The sequence below is a fragment of the Sphingomonas bacterium genome (assembly GCF_903644055.1).
Taxonomy (GTDB): domain Bacteria; phylum Pseudomonadota; class Alphaproteobacteria; order Sphingomonadales; family Sphingomonadaceae; genus Sphingomonas_I.
The window spans coordinates 1-4,545 of the sequence record NZ_CAHJXD010000263.1 but is presented as its reverse complement, the minus strand read 5'-3'; the positions used below and the strand labels follow the sequence as shown (position 1 = coordinate 4,545).

The 4,545-nt window shown below is 67.2% G+C and carries 6 protein-coding genes; 1 reads left to right on the top strand and 5 read right to left on the bottom strand.

What is annotated here, in order from left to right; all coding sequences use genetic code 11:
• From dnaG to HUU94_RS11525, 3 genes are all read right to left on the bottom strand, one after another.
• Nucleotides 1-1,107: DNA primase (gene dnaG, locus HUU94_RS11535; RefSeq protein ID WP_174275220.1), on the bottom strand; the 1,107-nt coding region annotated here is incomplete at its 3' end.
• A complete protein-coding gene (locus HUU94_RS11530; RefSeq protein ID WP_174275219.1) occupies nucleotides 1,104-1,526 on the bottom strand; it encodes an endonuclease domain-containing protein in 423 nt (140 codons plus the stop codon). The genes HUU94_RS11530 and dnaG, both read right to left, overlap by 4 nt.
• A 126-nt stretch (nucleotides 1,527-1,652) precedes the next feature.
• The gene (locus HUU94_RS11525) at nucleotides 1,653-2,108 is read right to left on the bottom strand and encodes a GatB/YqeY domain-containing protein (protein ID WP_174275218.1); all 456 of its coding nucleotides are present in this window, start codon (nucleotides 2,106-2,108) and stop codon (nucleotides 1,653-1,655) included.
• Between the two features lie 138 nt (nucleotides 2,109-2,246).
• Here HUU94_RS11525 and carA point away from each other — a divergent pair, with 138 nt between their 5' ends.
• On the top strand, nucleotides 2,247-3,521 hold the full coding sequence (gene carA, locus HUU94_RS11520; protein WP_174275217.1) for a glutamine-hydrolyzing carbamoyl-phosphate synthase small subunit: 1,275 nt from the start codon (nucleotides 2,247-2,249) through the stop codon (nucleotides 3,519-3,521).
• A 150-nt stretch (nucleotides 3,522-3,671) separates the two neighbouring features.
• Here the strand turns inward: carA and HUU94_RS11515 are convergent, their stop codons facing one another.
• Nucleotides 3,672-4,085 carry a PIN domain-containing protein gene (locus HUU94_RS11515; RefSeq protein ID WP_174275216.1) on the bottom strand — a complete coding sequence of 138 codons (414 nt, stop codon included), beginning with the start codon at nucleotides 4,083-4,085 and terminating at the stop codon, nucleotides 3,672-3,674.
• Nucleotides 4,082-4,351, bottom strand: a complete 270-nt coding sequence (locus tag HUU94_RS11510; RefSeq protein WP_438827122.1) for a FitA-like ribbon-helix-helix domain-containing protein — start codon at nucleotides 4,349-4,351, stop codon at nucleotides 4,082-4,084. Before HUU94_RS11510 ends, HUU94_RS11515 begins: the two co-directional genes overlap by 4 nt.
• Nucleotides 4,352-4,545: the final 194 nt, after the last annotated feature.

Genomic DNA, 4,545 nt, shown 5'->3' with positions numbered 1-4,545 from the left:
CGCCTGCCACAGCAGATCGACCAGCGGCCGCGCGGTCGCCAGCGCCGCCTCCACCGCATCGCGCCCGCCGGCGTTGACCAGATCGTCGGGATCCTGCCCCCCCGGCAGCGTCACGAAGGCGAGGCTGCGCCCCGGCGCCACCATCGGCAGCGCCCGCACCGCCGCGCGCACCGCCGCCTTCCGCCCCGCCTTGTCGCCGTCGAGGCAGAGGATCGGCACCTCGGCGAGCCGCCACATCCGCTCGAGCTGTGCCTCGGTGACGGCGGTGCCGTTGGGCGCCACCACCTCGTCGATCCCCGCGCGCGCCAGCGCGATCACGTCCATATAGCCCTCGACGACGATCAGCCGATCGGCCTTCCGCGCCGCCGGGCCGGCGCGGTCGACGTTGAACAAGGTTCGCCCCTTGTCGAACAATGGCGTGTCGGGCGAGTTGAGATATTTAGGTTCGCCGGTATCGAGGATGCGCCCCCCGAACGCGATCACCCGCCCGCGCGGATCGCGGATCGGGATCATCAGCCGCCCGCGAAAGCGGTCGTAAGGGTCCTTCTCCTCGACCTGGATCAGCAGCCCCGCCTCGATCAAGGTTTCGTCGCCGAACGACGCCAGCGCGCCCTTGAGCTTGCCCCGCGCATCGGGCGCGAAGCCTATCCCGAACGCCGCCGCCAGCGCGTCGGGCACCTGCCGCCGCTTGAGATAGGCGCGTGCCTCCGCCCCGCCGATCCCCTTGAGCTGATCGGCGAACCACCGCGCCGCCGCCTCGTTCGCCGCCGCCAACCCCGATTGCCGCTCGGCCTTTTCCGCCGCGCGCGGATCGGCGGCGGGCATCTCCATCCCCGCCGCCGCCGCCAGCTCCTTGACCGAATCGATGAACGACAGCCCCTGATTCTCGGTCAGGAACCGGATCGCATCGCCATGCGCCCCGCAGCCGAAGCAATGGTAGAAGCCCTTGTCGTCGTTGACGTAGAAGCTTGGGCTCTTCTCGTCATGGAACGGACAGCAGGCCCGATACTCCCGCCCCGCCTTCTGCAACTTCACCGATCGCCCGATCAGCGCGGACAGATGCGTCCGGTGGCGAACCTCGTCGAGGAATTGCGGGGAGAGGGTCATGGCGAGTCGGGAAGCGCAATGCGCATCTCCCCTCCCGCCTGCGGGAGGGGCCGGGGGTGGGGCGCCCCACCCCGAAGCGCCTCCGCGATCGCCAGCACGACCCCCTCGATATTCGCCATCACGTCCGCGTTGGCGAAGCGCAGCACACGAAATCCCGCCTCCTCAAGCCGCTCCGTGCGTTCTTCATCCTGCCGCTGACGCACGTCATGGCTGTAGCCATCCACCTCGACGATCAGCTTGTTCTCCCGGCAGAGCAGGTCGGCGAAATAAGGTCCTACCGGCATCTGGCGGCTGAACTTGCAGCCATCGACCTGTCGGCTCTTGAGCCGCAGCCACAATCTTCGTTCGGCGGGCGTGGCGCTGTTGCGCAACGCCTTCGCGCGCGGCGTATCGCGAATCTTGAACGTCGGCTTGCCCACCCCCCAACCCCTCCCGCAAGCGGGAGGGGAGATCAAGATGCCATACCGCGCGAGACAATATCGGAAGCTTCTCCCCTCCCGCTTGCGGGAGGGGCCGGGGGTGGGTCGCCGTCAAGCCGCCCAGGATCAACCAGCCAACCGCGCCTTCACCAGCCCGCTCGCCTTCGCCATGTCCATCTGCCCGGCGAACCGCTCCTTCAGCGCCGCCATCACCCGCCCCATGTCCTTGAGGCTCGCGGCTCCCAGCTCCGTCACCAGCGCGTCCACCGCCGCCTCCGCCTCCGCCTCGCCCATCTGCGCGGGCAGGAAGCGTTCGATCACCGCCACCTCGGCCTCTTCCGCCGCCGCCAGCTCCTCGCGGCCGCCCTTCCGGAACATGTCGATCGATTCGCGGCGCTGCTTGATCATCTTCTGGAGCACTTCGGCGACCATCGCGTCGTCGTCGGCGGGCGCGGTGCCGGTGCGCAGCTCGATGTCGCGATTCTTGATCGCCGCCTGGATCAGCCGCGCGGCGCCCACCGTCGCCTTGTCGCCGCTCTTCATCGCGGCGATCTGCGCCGCCTTCACATCGTCTCGGATCATGGCGCTCTCGGTTATCGGGGGAGAAGTCCGCAGATAGGCGCCCTCCTGTGCCTTGGGTAGTGTTGACCCCCATGCCCGCGCGGTCTAGCGGACGCCGCTTAGCGACATCGCTGCCGTTCCCGGAGGAGCCCGCCCATCATGGCCGACGCCACGCCCGCGCTTGTGACCGCCGGAGCGACGGGCGTGCTCGTGCTCGGCAATGGCGCTTTGCTGTGGGGCAAGGGCTTCGGCGCCGAGGGTTCCGCGGTCGGCGAGGTCTGCTTCAACACCGCGATGACCGGCTATCAGGAGGTGATGACCGATCCCTCCTACGCGGGGCAGATCGTCACCTTCACCTTCCCGCACATCGGCAACGTCGGCGCCAACGCCGAGGATATCGAGGCGATCAACCCGCACGCGCTGGGGCTCATCGTCCGCGAGGACGTCACCGACCCGAGCAATTTCCGCAGCACGCAGAGCTTCGACACCTGGCTGCGCAACAACGGCCGCATCGGCCTCGCCGGCATCGACACCCGCGCGCTGACCCGCGCGATCCGCATCGAAGGCGCGCCCAACGGCGTCATCGCGCACGATGCGAGGGGCGAGTTCGATATCGAGGCACTGAAGGCGCAGGCGCGCGACTGGCCCGGCCTGGAGGGCATGGACCTGGCGAAGGAGGTGTCCGCGACCCAGAGCTACAAGTGGGACGAGGGGCTGTGGACGCTGGGGGAGGGCTATGCGCAATCTCCCCTCCCGCTTGCGGGAGGGGCTGGGGGTGGGGCGACATCACCTTCCAGCGAAACCCCCACCAGCGAGCGCGAACCCACCCCTCAATCCCCTCCCGCAAGCGGGAGGGGAGGCGACGCCCGCCCCCACGTCGTCGCGATCGATTACGGCCTCAAGCGCAACATCCTGCGCAACCTTGTCGCCGCCGGCGCGCGCGTCACGGTCGTCCCCGCCACCGCCACCTTCGAAGAGGTGATGGCGCACGAACCGCAAGGCGTCTTCCTCTCCAACGGCCCCGGCGATCCCGCCGCCACCGGCGCCTATGCCGTGCCCGTGATCCAGGAACTGCTCAAGGTCGGTACGCCGATCTTCGGCATCTGCCTCGGCCACCAGCTCCTCGGCCTCGCGATCGGCGCCCGCACCTACAAGATGCACCAGGGCCACCGCGGCGCCAACCACCCGGTCAAGCGCACGGACGACGGCCGCGTCGAGATCACCAGCATGAACCACGGCTTCGCGGTGGATACCGAAAGCCTCCCCGCGACGGCGGAAGTCACCCACGTTTCGCTATTCGACGGCTCGCTTGCCGGCCTCCGCCTCACCGACAAACCCGCCTTTTCGGTTCAATACCACCCTGAAGCGAGCCCCGGCCCACAGGACAGCCACTATCTGTTCGAGCAGTTCGTGGGCCAGTTGAACGGGAAATGAGCAAGGTTCCTCGCAACGTCATCCTCATCATCGGCGCCGGCCCGATCGTCATCGGGCAGGCGTGCGAGTTCCAACATTCGGGGACGCAGGCGTGCAAGGCGCTGCGCGCGGAGGGCTATCGGATCATCCTCGTCAATTCGAACCCGGCGATCACGCCTGCCAAGGGTCGATCAGTTGCACCCCGGTCCAGGCGAAGTCGCGCGTGTTTCGCGTCGCGACGGGGCAGTCATGTGCCAGCGCCTGTGCCGCCAGAGCGGTGTCGAGGAGCTTGGTCTGCTGCTGCTGCAATTTGCGTTGGGCGATCAATCGCCCGAAGAAATGCGCGGACCGCACATCGAAATGCAGGATTTGCTCGGAATAGATCGTTTCGAGGTCGTCCAGCCATCTGGTCAGTGCATCGCGGCGGCCTGCTGCTTTGGGATTCTCGATTCCTGCTTGGAGTTCGGCAATCACGATTGTTGACAACAGCAGGTCATCGGCGTGCCGGTTCAGCCATCCGAGCACAGCACGTTCTGCGTTCGGCTTGCTTTGGGCACTCCAGACGTTGGTATCGACAAGGATCACAGCTCCGGAAACTCGATGTCTTCGCTTTCTCGGGCGGGGATGAAGCGATCGATGTCGGCGCCCCCGGCAACCTTGCACAGATGGGCGATCTTTTCCGATGCGGACAGCGCCCGGAGGCGAGCGGCACGGTCGATACCGGCGGGCGCGTAAGTCCGTTCGATCAAGTCGCGAAGCTCCGCTTCGAGCGATCGGCGGTTGGCGGCCGCAGCCAGCCGGGCATTATGCTGCGCCGTATCGTCGATCCTGCGAACGGTAACATTACCCATGACGGACACTTTCTGATGGCAATGCACTCAACGTATTCAATGATGGCAGCCTGAGCAATGCCCCGCCGCACCGACATCGCCTCCATCCTCATCATCGGCGCCGGCCCGATCATCATCGGGCAGGCGTGCGAGTTCGATTATTCGGGGACGCAGGCGTGCAAGGCGCTGCGCGAGGAGGGGTATCGGATCATCCT

Coding starts and splice junctions, on each gene's coding strand:
- HUU94_RS11525 (WP_174275218.1), bottom strand. CDS start 2,108: ATGATCCGAGACGATGTGAAGGCGGCGCAGATCGCCGCGATGAAGAGC.
- carA (WP_174275217.1), top strand. CDS start 2,247: ATGGCCGACGCCACGCCCGCGCTTGTGACCGCCGGAGCGACGGGCGTG.
- HUU94_RS11510 (WP_438827122.1), bottom strand. CDS start 4,351: ATGGGTAATGTTACCGTTCGCAGGATCGACGATACGGCGCAGCATAAT.